The sequence below is a fragment of the Streptomyces sp. PTY087I2 genome (assembly GCF_001687325.1).
In the GTDB taxonomy this organism is placed as follows: Bacteria; Actinomycetota; Actinomycetes; order Streptomycetales; family Streptomycetaceae; genus Streptomyces.
In genome coordinates this window covers 1-21,523 of the sequence record NZ_LZRD01000042.1, presented here as the reverse complement: position 1 = coordinate 21,523, position 21,523 = coordinate 1, and the positions used below count along the sequence as shown (strand labels likewise).

The 21,523-nt window shown below is 71.1% G+C and carries 20 protein-coding genes; 11 read left to right on the top strand and 9 right to left on the bottom strand.

The genetic code is table 11. The annotated features are described in order from the left end of the window. Window positions 1-33: 33 nt before the first annotated feature. Window positions 34-672 carry a pyridoxamine 5'-phosphate oxidase gene (pdxH, locus tag A3Q37_RS31920; RefSeq protein WP_065490045.1) on the bottom strand — a complete coding sequence of 213 codons (639 nt, stop codon included), beginning with the start codon at window positions 670-672 and terminating at the stop codon, window positions 34-36. A gap of 274 nt (window positions 673-946) precedes the next feature. Between pdxH and A3Q37_RS31915 the strand changes: the two genes are divergently transcribed. Next, window positions 947-2,050 carry a citrate synthase 2 gene (locus A3Q37_RS31915; protein WP_065490042.1) on the top strand — a complete coding sequence of 368 codons (1,104 nt, stop codon included), beginning with the start codon at window positions 947-949 and terminating at the stop codon, window positions 2,048-2,050. A 100-nt stretch (window positions 2,051-2,150) separates the two neighbouring features. Here the strand turns inward: A3Q37_RS31915 and A3Q37_RS31910 are convergent, their stop codons facing one another. Further along, complete coding sequence (locus A3Q37_RS31910; protein ID WP_065490040.1) at window positions 2,151-2,738, bottom strand: hypothetical protein; 588 nt, start codon at window positions 2,736-2,738, stop codon at window positions 2,151-2,153. Between the two features lie 101 nt (window positions 2,739-2,839). Beyond that, the gene (locus A3Q37_RS31905) at window positions 2,840-3,499 is read right to left on the bottom strand and encodes a bifunctional 2-polyprenyl-6-hydroxyphenol methylase/3-demethylubiquinol 3-O-methyltransferase UbiG (RefSeq protein WP_065490038.1); all 660 of its coding nucleotides are present in this window, start codon (window positions 3,497-3,499) and stop codon (window positions 2,840-2,842) included. Between the two features lie 108 nt (window positions 3,500-3,607). Between A3Q37_RS31905 and A3Q37_RS31900 the strand changes: the two genes are divergently transcribed. The 5 genes from A3Q37_RS31900 (at window position 3,608) to A3Q37_RS31880 (ending at window position 8,456) form a co-directional block, all read left to right on the top strand. After that, complete coding sequence (locus A3Q37_RS31900; protein WP_065490035.1) at window positions 3,608-4,264, top strand: helix-turn-helix domain-containing protein; 657 nt, start codon at window positions 3,608-3,610, stop codon at window positions 4,262-4,264. A 10-nt stretch (window positions 4,265-4,274) separates the two neighbouring features. Continuing rightward, window positions 4,275-4,997 (top strand): uridine kinase, encoded by a 723-nt coding sequence (locus tag A3Q37_RS31895; protein ID WP_255312003.1) that lies wholly within the window; start codon window positions 4,275-4,277, stop codon window positions 4,995-4,997. Then, entirely contained in the window at window positions 4,994-6,229 is a 1,236-nt protein-coding gene (locus A3Q37_RS31890) for a hypothetical protein (RefSeq protein ID WP_065490026.1), read from the top strand. The genes A3Q37_RS31895 and A3Q37_RS31890 overlap by 4 nt, the downstream gene beginning before the upstream one ends. After that, on the top strand, window positions 6,213-7,025 hold the full coding sequence (locus A3Q37_RS31885; RefSeq protein WP_176711547.1) for an alpha-ketoglutarate-dependent dioxygenase AlkB: 813 nt from the start codon (window positions 6,213-6,215) through the stop codon (window positions 7,023-7,025). The genes A3Q37_RS31890 and A3Q37_RS31885 overlap by 17 nt, the downstream gene beginning before the upstream one ends. Window positions 7,026-7,289: 264 nt before the next feature. Further along, window positions 7,290-8,456, top strand: coding sequence for an alanine--tRNA ligase-related protein (locus A3Q37_RS31880; RefSeq protein WP_065490023.1), 1,167 nt, complete (start codon window positions 7,290-7,292; stop codon window positions 8,454-8,456). A gap of 79 nt (window positions 8,457-8,535) precedes the next feature. Here the strand turns inward: A3Q37_RS31880 and A3Q37_RS31875 are convergent, their stop codons facing one another. From A3Q37_RS31875 to A3Q37_RS31865, 3 genes are all read right to left on the bottom strand, one after another. After that, a complete protein-coding gene (locus A3Q37_RS31875; protein WP_065490021.1) occupies window positions 8,536-8,916 on the bottom strand; it encodes a hypothetical protein in 381 nt (126 codons plus the stop codon). Window positions 8,917-9,105: 189 nt separating this feature from the next. Continuing rightward, window positions 9,106-9,453 (bottom strand): hypothetical protein, encoded by a 348-nt coding sequence (locus tag A3Q37_RS31870; protein ID WP_065490016.1) that lies wholly within the window; start codon window positions 9,451-9,453, stop codon window positions 9,106-9,108. 65 nt (window positions 9,454-9,518) lie between these two features. Further along, on the bottom strand, window positions 9,519-14,561 hold the full coding sequence (locus A3Q37_RS31865) for a hypothetical protein (protein WP_065490013.1): 5,043 nt from the start codon (window positions 14,559-14,561) through the stop codon (window positions 9,519-9,521). Window positions 14,562-14,977: 416 nt separating this feature from the next. Between A3Q37_RS31865 and A3Q37_RS31860 the strand changes: the two genes are divergently transcribed. Further along, window positions 14,978-15,379 (top strand): hypothetical protein, encoded by a 402-nt coding sequence (locus tag A3Q37_RS31860; protein WP_255312002.1) that lies wholly within the window; start codon window positions 14,978-14,980, stop codon window positions 15,377-15,379. Between the two features lie 141 nt (window positions 15,380-15,520). On the opposite strand, the gene A3Q37_RS31855 is transcribed toward A3Q37_RS31860, so the two are convergent. Genes A3Q37_RS31855 through A3Q37_RS38130 form a run of 3 tightly spaced genes read right to left on the bottom strand, consistent with a single transcriptional unit; the run spans window position 15,521 to window position 16,973 of the window. After that, a complete protein-coding gene (locus A3Q37_RS31855; protein WP_065490009.1) occupies window positions 15,521-16,624 on the bottom strand; it encodes a methyltransferase domain-containing protein in 1,104 nt (367 codons plus the stop codon). After that, window positions 16,621-16,752 (bottom strand): hypothetical protein, encoded by a 132-nt coding sequence (locus A3Q37_RS38135; protein ID WP_255312007.1) that lies wholly within the window; start codon window positions 16,750-16,752, stop codon window positions 16,621-16,623. The genes A3Q37_RS31855 and A3Q37_RS38135 overlap by 4 nt, the downstream gene beginning before the upstream one ends. Beyond that, window positions 16,749-16,973 (bottom strand): hypothetical protein, encoded by a 225-nt coding sequence (locus A3Q37_RS38130; protein WP_079138083.1) that lies wholly within the window; start codon window positions 16,971-16,973, stop codon window positions 16,749-16,751. Before A3Q37_RS38130 ends, A3Q37_RS38135 begins: the two co-directional genes overlap by 4 nt. A 737-nt stretch (window positions 16,974-17,710) precedes the next feature. On the opposite strand from A3Q37_RS38130, the gene A3Q37_RS31850 reads away from it, so the two are divergent. The 4 genes from A3Q37_RS31850 (at window position 17,711) to A3Q37_RS31835 (ending at window position 21,341) form a co-directional block, all read left to right on the top strand. Next, a complete protein-coding gene (locus A3Q37_RS31850) occupies window positions 17,711-18,976 on the top strand; it encodes a Twin-arginine translocation pathway signal (RefSeq protein WP_255312001.1) in 1,266 nt (421 codons plus the stop codon). Between the two features lie 2 nt (window positions 18,977-18,978). Further along, window positions 18,979-19,293 carry a 4a-hydroxytetrahydrobiopterin dehydratase gene (locus A3Q37_RS31845; protein WP_065490006.1) on the top strand — a complete coding sequence of 105 codons (315 nt, stop codon included), beginning with the start codon at window positions 18,979-18,981 and terminating at the stop codon, window positions 19,291-19,293. Between the two features lie 49 nt (window positions 19,294-19,342). After that, the gene (locus tag A3Q37_RS31840) at window positions 19,343-19,924 is read left to right on the top strand and encodes an HD family hydrolase (RefSeq protein ID WP_065490005.1); all 582 of its coding nucleotides are present in this window, start codon (window positions 19,343-19,345) and stop codon (window positions 19,922-19,924) included. A 346-nt stretch (window positions 19,925-20,270) separates the two neighbouring features. After that, window positions 20,271-21,341, top strand: coding sequence for a MarR family transcriptional regulator (locus tag A3Q37_RS31835; protein ID WP_079138081.1), 1,071 nt, complete (start codon window positions 20,271-20,273; stop codon window positions 21,339-21,341). Window positions 21,342-21,523 lie beyond the last annotated feature (182 nt).

The following is a 21,523-nucleotide window of genomic DNA, read 5'->3' as shown; positions in this document are numbered from 1 at the left end:
TTTCTGCGTCGTACGGATGCCGGGCGCGGGGCCTCACGGGCAGAGCCGCTCCACCCGCCACAGGCCGCCCGGCTCGCCGCCCTCCCTGACGTACCGCAGCCGGTCGTGCAGCCGGTTCTCGTGCCCCTGCCAGAACTCGATCGTCTCGGGCACCACCCGGAAGCCGCCCCAGTGCGGCGGGGCCGGAACCTTCTCGCCCTCGGGGTAGCGGGCGGCCAGCTCCTCGTACCGGGTGATCAGCTCCTCGCGGGAGCCGACGACGGCGGACTGGGCGCTGGCCCACGCGCCGAGCTGGGAGCCGTGCGGGCGGGTGCGGAAGTAGCCGACGGTCTCCTCGCGGGAGGTACGGGAGGCGGTGCCGGTGACGATGACCTGGCGGGCCATCGGGTGCCAGGGGAAGAGCAGGGAGACGTACGGGTTCGCGGCCAGCTCGCGGCCCTTGCGGGAGTCGTAGTTCGTGAAGAAGACGAAACCCCGGTCGTCGTACTGCTTGAGCAGCACCGTGCGCGAGGACGGGCGGCCGTCCGCGTCGGCGGTGGAGACGATCATCGCGTTGGGCTCGTGCAGCACGCCGCCGACGGCGACCTGGCGGAACCAGCGGGCGAACTGCTCCATCGGATCGGCGGCGAGGTCGCGCTCGACGAAGTCCTCCGAGCGGTACTGCTCGCGCATGGCCGCGGGATCGGTGGTGAAATCGTCCGGGAGGGGTCCCGTGGAACCTTCTGGTGTGGGCACGGGGCCCATCCTGCCGCAGGGGCCGAGTCTGCCCGGCGCCGAGGGGCCGTAACCACGCGCCGCCGAAAGGGGGTCCTGTGCCGGATGTCACGCTTCCCCGCATCGGAGGAACCCGCCAATATCTTGGGGCAGGCCGCTGTGGCCTCCGCACAGCCCAGCACGCCGCGCACCGCACGCCACCCGTCGCCCGCCGAACTGAGGGAGCCGCCTGATGTCCGACTTCGTACCCGGTCTTGAGGGAGTCGTCGCGTTCGAAACGGAGATCGCCGAACCGGACAAGGAAGGCGGTTCGCTCCGCTACCGCGGGGTCGACATCGAGGACCTGGTCGGTCACGTCTCCTTCGGCAATGTGTGGGGCCTGCTCGTGGACGGGGCGTTCAACCCCGGCCTGCCGCCCGCCGAGCCGTTCCCGATCCCCGTGCACTCGGGTGACATCCGGGTCGACGTCCAGTCGGCGCTGGCGATGCTCGCCCCGGTCTGGGGTCTGAAGCCGCTGCTGGACATCGACGAGGCGACGGCCCGGGACGATCTGGCGCGGGCCGCGGTGATGGCCCTGTCGTACGTCGCCCAGTCGGCGCGCGGCCAGGGGCTGCCGATGGTGCCGCAGAGCGAGATCGACAAGGCGCACTCGGTGGTCGAGCGCTTCATGATCCGCTGGCGCGGGGAGCCGGACCCGAAGCATGTGAAGGCGGTCGACGCGTACTGGACGTCGGCGGCGGAGCACGGCATGAACGCCTCGACGTTCACGGCCCGGGTCATCGCGTCGACGGGCGCGGACGTCGCGGCGGCCCTGTCCGGCGCGGTGGGCGCGATGTCGGGCCCGCTGCACGGCGGCGCCCCGTCCCGGGTCCTCGGCATGATCGAGGAGATCGAGCGTACGGGCGACGCGACCGCGTATGTGAAGGGCGCCCTGGACCGGGGCGAGCGCCTGATGGGCTTCGGGCACCGCGTCTACCGCGCCGAGGACCCGCGCGCCCGCGTCCTGCGCCGCACGGCCCGCGAGCTGGCGGCCCCGCGCTTCGAGGTGGCGGAGGCGCTGGAGAAGGCGGCGCTGGAGGAGCTGCACAACCGCCGCCCGGACCGGGTCCTGGCGACGAACGTGGAGTTCTGGGCGGCGATCGTGCTGGACTTCGCGGAGGTCCCGGCGCACATGTTCACGTCGATGTTCACCTGCGCCCGCACGGCGGGCTGGTCGGCGCACATCCTGGAGCAGAAGCGCACGGGCCGCCTGGTGCGCCCGTCGGCGACGTACGTGGGCCCGGGGACGCGGGACCCGCGCGAGATCAGCGGGTACGAGGACATCGTCGCGGGCTGAGCCGGGGCGGAGTTCGCGGTTACGGGGCAGGGTCGGGATACGGGGCGGGTCAGGGCTCTCCGGGACAGCCCTCAGCCGGCTCGCCCGGCCCCGGCCCGCCTCAGATCTTCCCGCTCACGACGACCGTACGGTGGCCGTCCAGCCGGCGGTCGAACTCGGCGAGGAAGGCCGAGGTGAGGTCGGGCCACCCCCAGAAGGTGAAGCCGAGGGCGCCGAAGGCGAAGCAGTGCTCCATCCCGGTCCAGTCGACGAGCGGGGACGACGCGTCGCAGTGGGCGCACCGCACGAGGGCCTCGACGCCCGCCTCCCAGTCGGAGATCGCCTCGGAGAACGGATCCCAGGCACCGGGTATGTCCTGAAGAGCCCTGTCGCGGAACTCGATATCCCGCTCGCAGCGCGGGCATCGGGCCGAGGACGGGTCGGCCCATTGCCCGGCGTCGAAAATGGTGCGGGTGACGGCGACGTCGAGCCCTCCGCCCTGCCAGGGCTCGCCCCAGCCGCTGCTGTCGACGACCTCACGGATGCGCGGCCCCGGCGGATATCCGAGGTCGCGGCCGAGCACGAGCTCGGTGCGGTCGGGCCCGATGACGCCCTCGGCCACGAGCCAGGCGACGACGCGCGCGGCCAGCGGGGCGGCGTCCGCCTCGGTGACATCGCGGTCGACGACGGTCTGGAAGTAATCCCCCACAACTCCCCCTCCGGTCCTTTCCGGCGCCCGGTCCTTCGATGGTGTCCACTCTGCCACCCGCCTCTGACAGTCAAGGCGGGCTCAGGCGGGCTCGGGCGGGTTCAGGCGCGGCGGACGGCGATGACGTTGTCGGTCACGGTCGCCGTCTGTCCCCCGGGCCCGGTGGCGGTGCGCCGGGGCGCGTGGCAGCGCTCGGTGCGCCATCCGTCGCCGAGCCGCAGGGACGCGAGTACGTCGTCGGGGCTGGGGAACCGTACGTCCTCGTGGCCGTCCCGCCAGGACCAGGGGGCGAGCGAGGCGTGCTCGACCAGGACGAGGAGACCGCCGGGGGCAACGGCTTCGGCGGCGCGCCGGAGGACCTGATCCCGCGGGATCTCCACAGGGGTGTGGAAGTAGCTGGCGGTGACGAGACCGAAGGCCCCCTCGGGGAAGGACCGGGCGAGGTCGTGCCGGCTCGGATGGACCCGGTCGGCAAGCCCGGCCGCGGCCGCTCCGGCGGCAACCCGTTCCAGGGCGGTCGCCGAGACGTCGACGGCGGTGACGTCCCACCCGAGCGAGGCGAGCCACAGGGCGTCGCCGCCGTGCCCGCAGCCGAGGTCGAGCGCCCGGCCGCCGTCACCGCCGCCCGGCGCGGGGGCCAGGGCGGTGACGACCTCGGCGAGGACGGCGTTGGGCCGGGTGCCCCACTGCGGGTCCATGCCGGCGTAGTGGTTCTCCCAGAACGCGGCGGAGTCGGTGGCGCGGGTGGTGTCGCTGCTCATGTCGGATCCCTTTCGTTTCCGTTCCCTGTTTCCTGCTTCTCGGGAGGAAGGTGCGCCGCGGCCTGCCGCCCTTGCAAGCTTCCATGCCGTTTCGGCAACCTGGGGCGCATGGGAGACGCGTCAGAACAGCCACCGCCGGAACAGCCGTCACCGGCGTCGGGCACCAGGGACCGGGACGGCGTACTGGCGGGCGTGGGCCCCCGCCTGCGCGAACTGCGACGCCGGCACGGCATGACGCTGGCCGAACTGGCGGAGCGGACCGGGATCAACGAGAGCACGCTGTCCCGCCTGGAGGGCGGCACGCGCAAGCCGACGCTGGAACTGCTGCTGCCGCTGGCCGAGGTCCACGCGGTCCCGCTGGACGAGCTGGTGGGCGCGCCCCGCACGGGCGATCCGCGCATCCACCTGCGCCCGGTGACGCGGGACGGCCTCACGTACGTACCGCTGAGCCGCCCGGGAGGGGTCCAGGCCCACAAACTGCTGATCCGCCCGAGCCCGGCGGGCACGGAACCGACCCTGCGGACCCACGAAGGCTTCGAGTGGCTGTACGTCCTGGCCGGCCGGCTCCGGCTGATCCTGGGCGAGCGAACGCTCGCCCTGAAGCCCGGCGAGGCGGCCGAGTTCGACACGCATGTCCCGCACTGGCTCGGCCCCGACGACGACCGCACCGTAGAACTGCTGGTCCTCTTCGGCCACCAGGGCGAACGGGCCCACCTGAGGGCGCGCCAGGAGCCTTTGCGAGGATCGGCGGATGGGACGACCTGAGGCAGCATCCGTGAGCCACTCCCCCTCGACCTGGCAACAGCCGTACCCCGCACCGGCGTCGGCGGAACGCAGCGCGCTGACGGAGGCCATCGCGGACCGCATCCGGGCCCGGGGACCGGGCCGGCTCCTGGTCGGCATCGACGGCTTCACGGCAGCGGGGAAGACGAGCTTCGGCCACGAACTGGCGGCGCACATAGCGGAGTCGGGCCGCCCGGTGCTCCGGGCCACGCTGGACGACTTCAAGAACCCGTGGAAGGACCGGCACCTGTACGACCGGGAGTCGGGCGAGGGCTACTACCGCAACGCGTACGACTACGGCACGGCCAAGCGCCTCCTGCTGGACCCGTGTCGGACCCCGGAGGCAGAGGCCTGCTCGCTGTGCTCCATAGACCCCCTGACACAGAAGAACCACGCGGGGGAAACGACCCCGCTCGCTCCGGACTCGATCCTGATCGTGGACGGCGTCTTCGCGTTCCGGCCCGAGATCGACGCCTACTGGGACTTCCGGATCTGGATGGACGTGGACGCCGAACTCTCCGTACGCCGTGGTGCGGAACGCGACCAGGACTGGGCGGGCACGGACGCGGAGTCGATCCACCGAAACCGGTACCTGGTGGCGGAGCGTCTCTACCTCGACGAGGTGGACCCGCTGCCGAGGATGGACGCGGTGGTGGACAACACGGACTTCGCGCGGCCGCGCTTGATGTCCGCGAAAGGACGGGGAGCGTTTTGACGTACGCGGCAAAGGCCTTGGAGGCCCGCATCGAAGAGGCGGACAACGTCCTGGTCGCCCCCTCGGACGTACAGGGCTCGGACGCGATCAGGGACTTCTTCGGGTCCACGATCACTCCGGAGGAACTCGCCTCCGACCCGCCCGGCCTCGCAGGGAAGACCGTCTACGTATGCGGCGACCTGTCGACCGTATCCGACGATCAACTGAGTTCCGCTGCCCGGGTATTCGTGATCCGGGAACTGTCGCACGGTGACGACGAGGACGCCGGCCGACCGTGGACGACCATCGGCCTCGGCCGCGTCCCCCTGCGGGTGCACGGGGCCGGCGTGTACTACCGCCGCTTCTTCGACCTCGACGCCGACCACTTCGGACGGATCAGCTCGGAGCACGTGTTCCAGTCCCTGACGGAGTCCACGAAGCCGGGAACGTCCCATCGCAGCGGGATCTATCTGACGCCCGTCACACAGGACGGCGACGAACGGCACTTCCGGCTGCTCCGGTGCTCCACGAATCTCTCGGGCCCGACCGAGACGTTCCGACCGACCGACACGAGCGTGGTCGAGGAGCTGAACCGTGAGGCCGACACCGTCTTCCGGGGCCACGCACCGCTGAACCACGTCCTCGCCCAGATCTACCGCAACACCCGTGCCACGGCCGAGCGCAAGCAGGCCAAGGCCAAGATCTCGGCCCATGCCGACAAGACCAAGGACATGCCGGCCAACGGCATCATGGCCTTCTGCACCTTCTACGACGGGCTCGACCATCTGCGGCCGATGCCCGGCGACGCCTTCGACTACGGCGTGAAGGGGACCAGCGGCCTCACGCGCCTCCACTTCCGCCTCAAGGAAACGGCCGAAGAACGGGGCACGGCGAATGCCCTTCCCCAGCAGTTCAGCATCACCCTCCACCCCGGCTCGGTCTTTTTCATGCCGCTGTCCACCAACCGCCTGTACACGCACGAAATTCGGCCCTCGGGGCTGAACGCCGAACTGCTCCCGACCCGCCTGGGTTATGTGGTGCGCTGTTCGAGCACCGAGGCCGTGCACAAGGACGGGCACACGTTCCTCAGAGTGGCCGGAGACCTGGTGAAGCTGGAGCCGCCCACGCAGGAGGGCATGGAGGATCTGCGCAAGCTGTACGCCGAGGAGAACAGGACGTCGTCCTTCATCGACTACGGGAACGATTTCCGCTTCAGCATGAACTCGGGGGACTACGTTGCCCCCGGAATCTAGGATCTCGGACGGGATCCTCTCGTACGGGGTCCTCGCGCACGCCTTGCCGACGGAGGAGACCGGGGAGCCCGAGGAGACCGGGGAGAACCTCTTCGCGGAGCTGTCGGCGTCGGCCGTACTGGAGGACGCGGGAAAGGGCCGCCGAGGCGCTGTGCTCACCAGGGTCGACGCGACGGGCGGAGTGCCTCTCGTGCGTACGACCACGCGATACAGCGCCCCGGCGCAGCGCTTCCGCCCGGTGCACGAGCGCCTGGCGCAACAGATCCAAGACCACTCAGACCTCCCGGCCGAATTCAACAACGCCCTGTTCGAGAGCTACACGAACGCGTACAGGACCATGGGCGCCCACTCCGACCAGGCCCTGGACCTGGCCGACGATTCGCATATCGCCGTCTTCTCCTGCTACCGGAATCCGGAAGCAGGCCCACCGAGGAAGCTGATCTTCACCCCGAAGGATGGCGACGGGGAGAAGTTCGAGATCCCTCTCACACACAACAGCGTGGTGACTTTCTCGGTCGCGTCGAATCGCCGCCTGAAACACAGGATTGTCCTGGACTCGCCGGGAGAGGCAGAGGAGAACGAATGGCTGGGGCTGACGTTCCGAACGTCGAAGACCTCGGTCCACTTCCGGGACGGCCACGCCTACCTCCCGCAGGGCGCGCGGCTCGCGCTGGCCGACGATGAGCAGCGGGACGAGTTCTACCGACTGCGGCGCCGCGAGAACCAGGAAGCCAATTTCACCTATCCCCCACTGGCGTACACCATCAGCGAGAGCGACCTGATGCCGCCGATCTGACCTGGCCGTTCCGACACCGACGGCAAATTCACATGCTCCCCCGACCGGACCCGCGCTAGGGTTGCCGTATGAACGTCACCGGCCGAAGCACCACCGCGACCGCGCGAGCGACCAGCTCGCCGGCCGCCGCCGTCTGACTTCATCTTCCCCCCGGCGACCGGAAACGGTCCGTCGGTAGTGCCGCGGAGCCTCTGGCCCCGGCCGGGTGACTGAACGGTTCCGTTCTCCGGTGCCTCCCCGCTACGACGCGAAGGAGCCACCCCCATGCGTACGGACCAGCTCATCAGGACGTTCGTCGAGTACTACGAAGAACGCGGCCACCGCAGGATCACCGGCTCGACCCTGCTGCCACCCCCCGGCGACCCCGTGCTCTTCACGACCTCCGGCATGCACCCGCTCACCCCGTACCTGGAAGGCCGGCCTCACCCTCTGGGGAAGCGCCTGGTCAACGTACAGCGCTGTCTGCGCACCACGGACCTGGACGAGGTCGGGGACGCCACCCACCTGACGGTCTTCGAGATGCTGGGCACCTGGTCGCTCGGCGACTACGGGGGCCCGCGCAGCCTCGACTGGGGGTACGGGCTGCTCACCGAGGGCCTGGGCATCGACCCCGGCCTGCTGTACGCCACCGCCTTCGCCGGTGACGACCGGACGGGCCCGGACACCGCTTCGGTGGAGCTGTGGCAGGGCCTGGGCGTCCCCGTGGAACTGACCATCGAGGACAACTGGTGGTCCAACGGTCCGGTGGGGCCGTGCGGCCCCGACTCGGAGATCTTCTTCTGGAGCGGCGAGGGCCCGCCGCAGTCGACGCCCACGCGCGACGACCGCTGGGTGGAGGTGTGGAACCACGTGACGATGACGCACCGCCGCCTCGACGACGGTTCGCTCGTCCCGCTGCCCCAGCGCAACGTCGACACCGGCCTGGGCCTGGAGCGCCTGGCTTCCCTGCTCCAGGGCAAGCCATCCGTCTTCGCCTGCGACGCCTTCGACCCGTGGCGCCGCCTGCTCCCGCCCCTCTGGCCCCTGAAGGAGCCCGACCTGCGCCTGGTCAGCGACCACTTGCGCTCGGCCGTCGTGGTGCTGGGCGACGGCGTCCGCCCGTCCAACACGGGACAGGGTTACGTGCTGCGCCGCCTGGTACGCCGCGTACTCACGGTGCTGTGGCGGGAGGACGCCTCACGCAGCCTCGGGGACCTGCCGGATGACCTGGTCCGGCACACCCTGGACCACTTCCACCAGGACATGCGCCCGGCCGACGTGCTCCGGACACTGCTGGACGAGGAGCACCGATTCGGCCGCCTCTTGAACCGCGGCCGCAGCGTACTCGCCCGCCCCCGCTTCCAAGGCCCGCTGACCGAGGAGGACTTCCACTACCTGCACGACACGCATGGGCTGCCGCGCGACCTGGTCACGAGCCTGCGCGAGGAGTGAGGGCGCGCAGAGCTTGGTGGCGCCCAAGAGCTGTCCCGCAATTACCGGTCGTCTGGAGCGGGAACTGCTGGTCCGGTAGTCAGCAGAAGTTGAGCGCGATGCCCTTGTCCACGCAGTACTTCAAGACATCGATCAGCTGGCGGGTGTCATCAATGCGCCGCTGGAGGACGGGATCGTCGGCGACTTGTCGCCGCTCGCCGACGATCTCTTCCAGCCGTGGCAGCATGGCCGCGCACTGAGCGGGAGCAAGGTCGCCGTCGTCGTCCGCATGGTTGAGCAGCGGCGTCAGCGTGGTGGTGATGCTGCTCCACGCGCGCTTCCCACCGAATCCGACCATCTCGGGAAGAGTGAATCCCTCGATGTGGGCCAGCCACTCCCTGAACAGCTTGAACCCGTAGTACGACCACGAGATGTCCGGGCCGGCCACATCGTCGTCTGCAGGGCAGAGCATGAGTCCCATCCATCGTCCTCCTCGTCTCGTTGACACCCATGCTCAACTGGGCGGAGGAAGATCAGCAACTGAAATGATCTGTCGCCTGGCTGGCGTGACCACGGCGTCCAACCCGTCTTGGACAACGCCGTCCGCCGGGCTGAGCACGCGGCCACGCCAAGCATCCGGCTCAGCCGTTCGATCATCACGGGACAGGTCTCAGCCAACCACTTCGGAGCTCAACTCCACCGCGAATGCCTCGGGAATCTCAAGCGCCACGATCACCTGCTCCGCTCCTTCTGCGGAGAAGAGCGCCCGGGTCGTACTGAGGAGGAATCCGGGTGTAGGCGGATAGCAGGCCTCACGCTGCAAAGCGAACTTCTCCCCGCTGGGCAGCGCGAACGCGAAGCTCAACCATTCGGCCAAGGAGTCCACGCCGACATCGGGGCGCCCCCAACGTTGATACAGCGCCATGAGGTCGACCTGCACCAGCGCCAGATATCGGATTTCCTTGCGAACCAGCTCCTCATCCGGCATTCTTCGCAGACCCGTAAAGTCCAGTTTCATCGGAGAATTTCACCTACCCTGACCACGACAACGGCGATCGGCGTGGAAGCCCGACCTTTGCACCATCATCGCTGGTCCGCCTGGAGCCCCAGGTAATCGCGCGGGTCCGTCACCGCGTCCGGGTGTGCGGCCAGGAGGCGTTGGGCCACCGGGAGCGGCATGCGGACCACCACCGGGCGGGGCAGGGTCAGTTCGCGTTCCGCCATCGCCGTTCGGGAGGTGCGCACCCGGTCCGTGACCCGGGCCACCACTCGTACGTCCAGCGTGAATTGGACCAGCACCGAGGTGAACTTCGGTTTGTGCACCGGCATCGAGCCTGCCCCGTGGGCCGACGCCCCGCTCGCCGAGCCCGCGCCGCCGGTGTTGCCCATCAGTTGGTTCAGCCGGAACTCGTCGGCGTTCAGCACTCCGGCGCCGATGAGTCCGCGGGCCTGCCTGCCCTGTTCGGCCGAGCTCTGGCCGTCGGTCTGGGTGGGGCGGGGCGCTCCCGGGTGGCTCTGGGCGATCGTCTCGAACGCCATCTTGTCCCCGGCCCCCAGCACCCGGCCCGCCCGCAGGCGCGCGTGCACGGAAGCCCGGAGGTCCTGGCCCGACGCGCCGCTCGCGTGCACCGGGGGCAGCTCCGCGCCGGCGTTCGTCAGCAGGGGCAGGGCCGCGATCAGCCACTCGGTGGAGACCGCCTCGCCCAGCGTGTACGCGGCGGCCTGGCCCTTCTGCCGGAAGCGGTCGTTGCCACCCGCCGCCCGTATCGCCGATGACACCAACTCCCGTACACGCGGGGCCCCCTGGAAACCGTTCACCTGGGCCTCCATCGGCAGCGGCACCCCGCCCGACCGCCAGACGCCCAGCCCGGCCGCGTCGCCGGGCGGGGTGTCCGGTGCCGTGCGGGCCGGGTTGCGGCGCGGGGTGGTCACCCGGCGCAGCGCCGTCAGGTCGCTCTGAAGGACCCGGTGCACCAGGGACGTCCTGCCCGAGCCGGCGATGGCCAACCGTCGGTTCCCCCGGTGGAGTTCGAGGCTCGCGATGACCGGCACCCGTACCTTCTCCGACCCGGCCGTCTTCGCCTCGGCCACCGTCTTCATCCCGAGCTGACCCCGCGCGGCCTCACCCCGGCGGCGGCCCGAGCCCGAGGCGATGCCGAGTCCGCCCGCCCCGCCGGCGCTCTTGACCTGGCCCGTTCCGCCGTCCGGCTTGCCGGAGCCCGCGAGGACGCCCTCCACGCCGGTGGTCGCGCCCTCGTCGTGCGACGAGGCCTGCTGGGCCACGGCCGAGGTGATGTACTCCATGTCCCGGCCGTCCTCGGCCGCCCCCTCCCGGATCCCGTCCCCGACCCGGTCGACCTTGAACACCGCCCAGTACGGCGTGCTGCGGCCGTCCAGGAGCTCCACCGTGACCCCGCCGTCCATCGCGCTCGCCAGCAGACCGGTGGAACCGTCCCGGTCCAGGACCCGCAGGAGACGCTGGACGTTGTCGTTGCGGTCCCGCAGCTGCTGGCGCGGCAGCAGGTCGTCAGCGATGTCCTGGTGCCCGGTACGTGCAAGGGTGCCGCGCAGGCCGTCCAGCAGGGGGACGAAGTCCGGGACCTCCTCGATCATGCCGAATCCGAGGGGCAGATCGCGGGAGAAGGTCTGCCCGGGGCGGGCCCGGCCGCTGCTGCCCGAAGCTCCGACCGCGCCCGCTCGTGTCGAGCCTCGCGCCGCCCCCGACGCCGACGACTCCGCCTGGTCCCCGCCCGACCGCCCCTCCCCCGCCCTGGGCGCTTTGGGTGCCTTGGGGGCTTTGCTCGCCACCGCAGCCTCCTTCGCCTCCGGCGTCTTCTTCGCCTCCGGCATCTTCAGCGCCTTGCGCGCCGACCCCGGCAGCTCCACCCCCGCCGCCCGCAGCTGCTCCGCCGTCAGCCACACCGCCGCCGCGCCCGGCAGAGTCCGCGCAGCGTTCGCCACGTACGGGCCGCCGCCCGTGACCTTGACCTCCGCGACCATCGTGACCAGCAGATCGCACCGTACGAGATAGAGCGGGGCCTTCTTCGGCGTGTGGGCGTTCCGCTCCACCGTCCCCGACACGGTGGCCGCCTCGCTGTCGCCCGCGCTCGTCGTCCTGAACCCCGACAGGCCCTCGCCGGCCCGCCACTCCGCGCCGTTCTGCACGCCGGTCGCCCCGACCTGCACCGTGCTCGCCTTGCCGCTGCTCTGCTGCCCGCCCGCTTGGTGACCACCCAGGACGAACGTCTCGGTACCCGGGCCCGCCGCCTCGTGCACCAACTGCGGTGCGGCGAGCGCCAGTCGGGTACCCACCGCACCGTTCAAGGCGGCCAGTCGGCGCGGGTAGCGCAGGTTCTTCACGACCCAGCCGACGGACGCGGCCTGCCGCAGCGCGCCCGTGATCGCCTGCGGGCTGAAGCGCTCCTCGACCGCGAGCCGGGGCGCGAGGCCCTCCGTGGCCAGCGCCGGGTCCTGGCGGCCCGCCTCGCCCCGGGCGGCGGCCCGGGCCAGCAGCGCGAGGGCCAGATCGCGGACCGGCTGCCCGTCGCCGACCGTCTCGACCAGCTGCCAGTCCCGTACGAGCCGTCCGGCGGCCGGGGCCGGGGCGAGGGCGGCCAGATCACCGATCCCGGCCGCCGCCACCGGCTGCTCCGGGCCCGGGGCCTGCCCGCCGCCCGCGTCCAGCCGCCGCTTCTCCTCCGTGCCGACCGTGAACTCCGCCGGCGTCAGCAGCCGTACGTCCTGCTCCTCCAGGTGCAGCCCGGACAGCAGCCTGGCCTCCGGCGCGTCCCGGCCGGGGCCGCCCGGGGTCACGGCACGGGCCAGCTTGCGCTGCCGCGAGGTCATGGTGACGTCCACGTTCAGGCGGAGCGCCGCCCCGAACGCGCTCGCTTTCTCCGAGCCGTTGGTGAGGACGTCGGTACGGGTCGTGGGGCCGCCCTGGTTGCGGCGACCGCCGGAGCTGGTGCGTTCGTAGCGGGCCGAGCCCGTGAGCACCCCCGGGACCAGACGGGCCTGAGCCAGCACCATGCCGCCGATCGAACGCGAACTGCTGCGCCCGGTCTGCACGTTGGCCGCAACTCCGGCGTGGCTGCGCACCAGCCAGTCGTCGATGTCGCCGAGGTGGGTGGCCTCGTCCAGGTCGCCGTGGACCCGTACCTGTACGTCGTGGGAGTGCATCGCGGTCTTGCGGCGCAGGCGCACCCGGATCCCGGTGGACAGCAACTGGTCTTTGTTCACGCGCAAGTTGGTCTCGGAGAGGGTCGCCATCAGGTCGCGGTAGTTGGCGCGTTGAGCCTCGGCTTCCTCCCGGCTGGTGCCTGCAGAGGGGGCGGTGGTGCCGAAGGCGGGCAGATAGCCGGTCAGCCGGGGGTCGGTGGCAAACAGCTCCTGCACGGCCTTGAGCATGGGGGCGGTGTCGAGCCGCCCGAGGGTGACGCTCGACCCCATGGCACCGAAGGGCAGATGGCGTTGGGACGCTGCGGCCGCGGGCGCCCCGCCCTCCGACGCACCTTCCCCTCCCCCTTCCTCCCCCCGCGGCGGAGGCTTGATGAAGTCGCCCGCCTGCTTCCCCGGCGGCAAGGGAAGCCCCAACTCCTGGGCCTCGTCGGCCCGCAGCGCGACCCAGACCTGAAGGGTGTGCGTGGCGACCCGGGTCTCCGGGCGCAGGATCATCCCCGCCGAACGGGGCCCGGTGCCCTCCACGGTCAGCTGTACGGTCCCGAGGTACAGCGCCTTCTCGCCGCGCACCTCCGCGCCCTGGCGGCTGGAGACGGTCTGCTCGTTCACGCTGTACCGGGCCTTGCGCGCCCCGGCGACCGGCATCGCGGTGGCCCGTACGACGGCCGCGTTGGCGGCGGCCCCGAGCCCGACCGCCGGGCCGATTCCCGCCGTGACGGCTCGCCCCTTGCCCGCGCTCTCGGCCGTGGAGTGCTGGGCCTGCTGGTGCGTACGCAGCTGGGTCTTCCCGGCACCCCAGGCCGGGGACAGCCCGGTGACGACTGCGCGCATGCGGTAACTGCCCGCGCTCGTGCCGTCCTTGGCGTACAGATCGTCCCCCGTGACGCCGCTGCCCAGCAGCCGGGGCAGGTCCTCCAGCACGGTGGGCGTGGCGGTCGCCTCGTACAGGCGGGCGCGGCCGGGAGCGCCGGGCGCGGTGAGTGAGGGGTGCAGGACGGAGGCGACCGCGTCGAAGAGCCCGCCGCCGCCTTGGTGCGGTGCGGCGGTGTCGGACACGCCGATCGGGGCGAGCGAGTCGGCCAGCGAGACGCGCCGGGCGAGTTCGTCGTCGACCGGCTGCGGCCGGGCCGGGGCCCCGGTACCGGCGGGAATCAGGTGCTCGGTGGGCACGCGCTGCGTGAGCGTGCCGGAGCCCCGGAAGGACTGCTCGTCACCGCCCGTCTGCCGCCGGATCCGTACGGCGTACACCACACGGCGCGGCACCTCCACCGAGCCTTGGTCGCTGCGCAGTACGCGGGGTTCGGCGACGCCCCGCTGGGTGCGGGAGTCCCGCGAGGACTGCCAGGGCTGCACGCTGCCGGTCACCGCGCCGCCGAGCCACAGCCCCGGTGCGACGGGGCCGAGCCCGAACGCGGTGCCGCCGACGCCGGTGCTCGTGGAGTTCCCGGTCGCGCTGCTCGCGGTGGCCGCGCTGTTGTGGTGGACGTCGACCTTGGTGTTTTTGCCCTCGGCGTCGTCGAGAGCGGCGAGCGGGGCCCCGCCCGGGTCCGGGGCGGCCGTGGGGAGGGCGGCGGACGGGTGGAAGGTGGGCGGCCGGTCGTCGGGGGCGGGTGCGATGCGTACGGTGACGTCGAACCCGTCGCCGCCCTGCGCACCCTCCACCGCGAACGCGCGGCCTCGCCCGAAGAACGACTCGGGCCGCCCGGCGAGTTCGGCGGCGATGGCGGCCACGGTGCCGTCGCCGTGCCCCACGACGGCGGCGACGGCGCTGCTGACAAACTCCTGCCCGGTCAGCCCGTAGGCGGTGGACAGCCCGCCCGCTTCGAGGTCCATCAGGTACGGCGGCAGGACGAGCCCCTGTTCGGCCCGCTCGTCGATGGCCGGGGGCCGGACGACGGGCCGCTTACCGCGCCGTACCGCCCGCGTGGTGGCCGCGTTCCCCATCATGCGCTGGAGCGGCAGCAGACCCCCCGGCCCACCACCGACGACCCCAGGCCCGCCCGGCCCGCTCGGAAGCCCTGCCCGCCGGACCTGCTCAACACCCCCGGCCACGCCCCGCGCACCCTCGGGCCTGCCCCCACCGTCGCTCTCCGCCCTCTGCCGCTGGCTCCGCACGGCATCAAGGTAGCCAGCGGCACGACGACCCAGGGCCGTTCGGGAGGCCGTACGGAGGTTGGCCGCCGACTCCTCATCCGCGCGCCAACTCCCGTACACCTGGAGCCCGGTTCCCGGCAAAGCAGGAGACTGGAGCCACGACCTGGGCTGGCTGGTACCGCAGCGACAGCAACTGGTGGTACACCGGGAACGTCGATATCCGTGCTTCGTGGACCTGGGCAGGGTAGGGCATGGCGGGAGAACAGGGCGTGAGCAGGCTCGTGGGCCGTCTGCCGGCATGGCTCGCCCTCGTGGCATCGGCCGGCCTGCTGGCGACGGGCTGCGGCAAGACGGGCTGCGGTAGCGGTGCGGAGTCCGGCGAGGACGCGGTACGTCAGTTCCTGAGCGCGGCGGCCCGGGACGACTCCGACGAGGCTGTCTGCCGATACCTCCAGGAAGGGGAGAGCGTCGATGACGCGGTGACATGGGTATCCGAACTCGGCCCCGCCGGGGATGTCGACGCGCTTGAGGTCCGCGAGGCGCGAGGCGACCAGATGGGTGCGGAGCACCGGTTCGTCCTCGGACCGTCATCGGCACCGGTCGCGGACCTTGCGGTCATCGAGCGCGATGGACGGTTCGTCGTATCGGTGACCGGCAGCACGAAGAAGTAGGCCGACGCCACGTCGGGAGGGCCGTGCGGCCTTCTCCGTGGTGGACGGCGTCCGCGCTGCCGACGGCTCTCAAGAAGTGAGCAGGAAGGCAGCCCGCCCCCGTCGACCCGCTCGGTGCGCACGAGCGGGCACCGGCGTGGGTCACGCCCGGCTCGGCCGGATGACCTCACGCGGGTCGCGCAGCCATACCTGCTGCCCCCGGTCGGTCACGGTCAGCCCGAACTGCTCGGCGTCGGGCCGCCCGGCCGCTTCGTACTCCCACCAGGCCTGCTCGATCTCCTCCCAGAGGAACCCGGGCCCGTACTGCCACACCTCCTCCCCCGTGGCGGCCGTCGCGGCAACTCCGTCCTCACGGGTCGCCCACACCTGGACACCGTTGGCAGTGTCCTGGTGGATGAGCCGTACGCCGGGCAGTCGCGCGCCCGCGTACAGGGCGAACCCGAGGTCGAGGAGCCGGGCGGGATCCAGGCCCGCCGCACGCGCTCGCCCTTTCCCGTGTACGTCGTGGAGGTCGGGCAGGCGATGGGCCCGCATCGGCATGTACGTGGCCCCGCCGCGGAACGGGCCGGACGCGGTGCCGTCGTCCTGGACATGGAGCCGGACCAACGCCCCCGACCAGAACTCCCGGGCCAGCGGGGCCACGACGATCCCGCCGGGCCGGACCTGCCGGAGCAGCGCGTACGGGACGTATCTCAGGGCGCAGGTGGCGATCAGCCGGTCCACCGGCCCCAGGCCGGGCCAGGGCTGTTCGCCGTCCCCGACCCGCAGGTGCGGCCGGTATCCGGCCTGAGCAAGGGCCTCGGCCGCCTGCCGGGCCACGACCGGGTCCAGTTCGATACTGTGGACCAGATCGTCACCGAGCCGCTCGCACAGCAACGCGGACGCGTACCCGGTGCCGGTGCCGATTTCCAACACCCGTACGCCGTCCTGGACATCGAGCAGTCCGAGCATCCGGGCCACCATCGACGGCATCGAGTTCGACGACGTCGCGATACCGGGCCCGTCCTCGGCCCCGTCATCGAGCTGGGTCACCACCGGCTCGTCGCTGTTGACCAGCGCGAGCCAGTCGTCCGTCCCCACCACCGGCTCGCACCGGTCGGGGAGTTGCCGCCAGACATCGGCCGGAACGAACCGGCTGCGCGGCACAGCCTCGAACACCTGCCGCCAACGACCGGTGAGCAAGCCCCGATCAGCAAGATCCTGGACAAGGTCCGCGTACGTGGGTGCCTCGCGCGCGGTGCTCATGGCTGCGGTACACACTTCGGCCGGCTGCCGTCCGGCGACGGTTTCGGCTCCTGCGGCGGAGTCCACGGCTTGTCCGACAGCGGCCCGCCGTGCTTGCCGGCCTCGACCGGGACGTGGGTAGCGGTCATCGTCCATCTCCTCTGATCGGTACAGCTGATTGGTTGAGCGGGTGGCGCAGCCGGTAGATCCCGTACGGCGGAAAGAGGTCGACCCGGCGCGGACAGCCGCCCTCGGCACAAGCCCGGCACAACAGATCCCGGCCGTGGGCGGTGTGCCGGACGGCGGTCACCGGTTCTCGCCAGCACGCCTCGCACGTACGGACATCCGTGACCGACAGGCTGACGCTCATCCGGCACCCCGGACAGCAGCGGACTGCGGCGCGTGGCACGGGCAGGCGCACTCCGGCAGGCGGCACAGAGCGTGCACGTCGGCCAGGTCCGTCACCAACGCACTGCGGCAGACAACACTGCACGGACCATCCGGCCCCACCGACAGAGCGTTCAGGGCAACGACCGGCCCTCCGACAGCATCAGCCGCCGTGATCGGATCACCACGCCACAGCAGCGTCACCCCGCGTTCGGTGCAGCAAGCTTCCGGCTCATCCTCGACCGGGACGTCATCCGCGTCCCCATTCACGTAGCCCCTCATCCGCGCCGCGCCTCCCGCCAAGCACGCCCCAAACGCACAGCCGTCGGACAGCAGGCCCCGGCACGACAGGCCGCGCAGAACTGGGTGTGGCCGAGCCACGTCCTGTAGGCGGTGTCGCCCAGGGCAGTGGTCTTCACAACGCGCCTTCGGTGCAAGTGGGGCATTCGCAGGCGGGGAACTCGTGTGAAACTTCCGGCCTTTCGAAGGGAATCACCTCGGCTTCTTCCCGCAGGACACGGACAGTGCCTGTGCGGTTCACCTCGTACACCTTCAGCGTCATCGGCACGGCGTTCTCCCTGACCAATTCATCGAGCTCGCGGCCATTTCGCTGTATGGCCCGCTGTCACACCCTGATGATGGGCGAGTACGTCGAGTGAGAGATAGGTCGTGCGATGGCCACGTGCGGCCACCCGACGGCCACGGCCAGGAGTACGGACGATGACACCTCACACTGAACGCATGGGCCGCAACGACGCACTACGAGCCGCCCGCCTGCGCCGTGGGTGGCGGAGCATCGAGGCCGCCGCTGGGGCGCTCACCAAGCACGGGCAACAGTTACTGGACGACCGCCAGTTCACCGTCTCGGCACGAACGTGGCGCCGCTGGGAAGGAGAACGCCCGGGCTGGCCGGCCGAGGAAACCGCGATTGTTCTCCACGACGCCCTCGGCCGTTGGCCCGAGGACCTGGGCTTCACGACCCCGCCGGGCTGGATCCGGCCGGAGCACCATGAGGAGGAGCAGGTGAACCGTCGGGCCTTCACCTCCGTCACTGCGGCCGCGCTCGCCATGGGTCCGACGGCCCCGCAGCACGTGGACCCTGCTCTGGTCGACTACTTCCAGCAGCAGTTGGAGGGTCACTACCGGGCCGACATGTTCCTGGGACCCCATGATCTGATCGGTACGGTGTCCGCGCAGTACCAGCTCATCGACAAGCTGGTGCGCTCCGCGAAGGGTGAGACGCGGCGTGGGCTTCTTCGCGCGGGCGCGGCCTACTCGGCTCTCGTCGGCTGGTTGTACCAGGATGCCGGCGACATGGACGGAGCGGCGTTCTGGCGAGGAGTGACGCAGGAGATCGCGGCGCGGTCCCGTGACCCGCACCTGATCGGGTACTCACTGGTGAACCAAGCCCAGGTACGTACCGATCTGGGCGACGGGCACGCGGTCGTCGAGCTGTGCGAGGCCGTTCTCGACGATGCCGACCGGCTCGTACCGAAAGTGCGGATCATGGCCATGCAGCAGCAGGCCCACGGTGCCAGCCTCACCGGCGAACGGCGCGCCGTCGATCACCTCCTGGACCAGGCCGACCGCCTTCTGCCCGACGTCGACGACGACTTGCCGTGGGGCAACGCATGCCGCCGGACTCCGGGGTACCTGGAGGTGCAGCGAGCCACTTGTTACGGGCGGCTCGGCCTGAGCGCCGAAGCAGGTTCCCTCTGGGCGCAGGTGTTGGCAACGGTACCGGAGACAGCCCGCCGGGACCGCGGGGTGTACATGGCCCGGCAGGCGACCGCCGCCGCCACAGCACGGGAGCCTGACCAGGCGGTGGAGATCGCCCGCACCGTCGCCACCATCGCTGTCGAGACCCGTTCGGCCCGCATGTGCCGGGAACTGGCCACGCTGGAACGGGCGATGCGCCCGTGGCACGATGCCCCGGTCGGCCGGGACCTCGCGGAGATCCTGGCACCGGTGACCGAGGGGAGCTGACGATGGGCAAGGATCCGCTGCCGGACGAGGAGATTGTGGAGCGCCTGGCTGGGTTGTCGGGGTGGGTGCGTGAAGGGGACGCGATCACCCGCGCGTTCGGCGTCCGGTATCACGGCGGTGTCGCGCTGATCGTCAACGTCGCGGACGTCGAGCGGCTCGTCGGCCACCACGCGGACATCGACCTGCGGTGGGACCACGTACGGTTCCGGATCACGACGCACGACGCCGGCCACCGGCTCACAGCGGCCGACTTCGACCTGGCCGCACGCATCGACCGGATCGCGGCGGCACACCAGGCACAGCCTCACAACACCTGAAGACACCCGGTATGCGATCCGCCTCAGCAAGGCGTGAGAGGAGAAGGTCGTGACCGACGACCTGTCCGCGGTGGGCCGCTTTCTGTACGAGGCGGGCACGCTCAAGCAGACGCGGCGCACCGGCTGGTGGATGGCCGGAGTGCGCGACCCGGAGAGTGTGGCCGAGCATTCGTGGCGTACGGCGTTGATCGCCACGATCATCGCGAAGCTGGAGGGCGCGGACCCCGCCCGGGCCGCCTATCTCGCCGTCTGGCACGACACGCAGGAGACACGGACCGGGGACGTGAACCACCTCGGGAAGAAGTACGCCCCCGCCGGCGACCCGCAGGAGGTCACCGCCGACCAAACTGCGGGAATGCCCGAGGTGCTGGCCTCGGCGATCCGCGAACTGGTCGCGGAGTACGAGGCGAAGGAATCGCCGGAGGCGGTCTGCGCCCGGGACGCGGACAAGCTGGAGTGCCTGCTCCAGGGCATCGAGTACAAGGCCCAGGGCTACGAGAACGCTCAGCGGTGGATCGACAACAGCCGGGGTCGAATCGTCACCGAGACCGCCAACCGCCTCGCCGACGAACTCCTGGCACAAGGAAGCCTCGACTGGCTGCGTGCCGCCCTGGGCGAGAGCAAGGCGTAAACCCCCGAAGCTCGGGGCCCGAGACCCGAGACCCGAGCCTCCGTCATCACTCGTTCGGGGGTACGTGGACGGGGCTCCGGCCCGAAGCTCGGGTGTCGAGACTCGGGCGTCGGGATGCGAGACCCGTGACCCGAGCGCCTTCTTTAACCGGGCTGGAAATGAGGGGGGTTGGGAAAAACCTCCCCCACCTCCCCACCCCGTCACGGCCAGCCAGTATGACTAATCGTGACAGCTTGCGGCGCAGCGTGACAGCCGCTTACGGTGCGAGAACCAAACGACCCCGACACGGTGTTACAGCACCAGGCCGGGGTCTCACCGCAAGATCACTCCCTTGGAAGGCGATCCCGTGGCTGTCCAGCACTCTAGCTCCGCCCTGCCCGTCCCCGCAGTCCCCGCCGCGTACCCGATGGCCAAGCCCGGCTACGGCAAACGCTCCGCACCCGACCAACAACCCCGCACTCGCGACGACTTCGCCTTGCTTCCGACTCGTGAGCGGTACGTCGCCGGATTCGTCGACCACCTCCCCGACGGGGCAGACATGAGCGTGAAGCAGCTGGCCAAGCAGCTCCCGCTCTACGGACAGCAGGCCATCTCCACCGCCCTGAACGCCCTGTCCGTCGCGGGGCACCTTCGGCGCGTACGGTGCGCTGTCGGCGCGGGCGACGAAACCCGGTGGGTCTTCCGCACGTTCTGGTCCCGCACCGCCCGCGACAACGAGTGGTGGAACACCTACCTGGCCACCGAGAAAGCCGCCCGGACCGCAGCCCCTACGGAGCCCCCGGCCGCCACAGCACCGCCTGCCCCAGCCCCCGTCGCCGTACCGCAGCAGCGCACCGCGCCCGAGGCCGCCCCGGGCCCGGCAGAGGCTCTGACCCAGACACCGGAAACACCGGCACCGTCGACAGCTCCGGCGGCGTTGACAGCCCAGGCAGCCCCGACAGCAGCCCCCTCCCCCGCCTACCTGGCCCTGGCCGAACTCGGCCGCAAGGACAGCCGGCTGGCGTTGTCCGCCGACGACTGCGCCGCCCTGGAGGCGCAGGCTGGGGAATGGCTCGCCCGAGGCGTGAGCACCGACTACCTGACCGCAGCCCTCACCGCAGGACTCCCCGAACAGGTCGACTGCCCGCCCCGCTTCATCCGCCGCCGCCTCACCGACAAGATCCCACCCCAGCTCCCCACCACCCCGACCCCCTCGCCTGGCACCGGAACTTCAGCACCATCCCCCACCCACCGCATCCTCGTGGAATGCACCGACTGCGGCCGCCCCGGCCAGCCGGAAGCCCTCCCGGACGGCCTCTGCCGCCCCTGCCGCGCCGCCCACTCCCAGGGCCAGCAGGCCGGTCCGCCCGACCCCACCGAAATCGCCGCCGTAAAGGCCCACATGGCCAACCTCCGCACCCTGCTCAAACCCGTCTGACCCCAACCACGCCTGAACAACCCGCCACCGCCAGGCCTACCGCCCCCAGCAAGACCAACACACAGACCCCGACGGGACGAAAGCCACGACTCTCTCCTCCGAGAAACCCGCGCCCCACAGCCGGGCAGAGGGCAGAATCGCCACTGACGAACTCCAACTGCGACCACTACAACTCCAGGGGC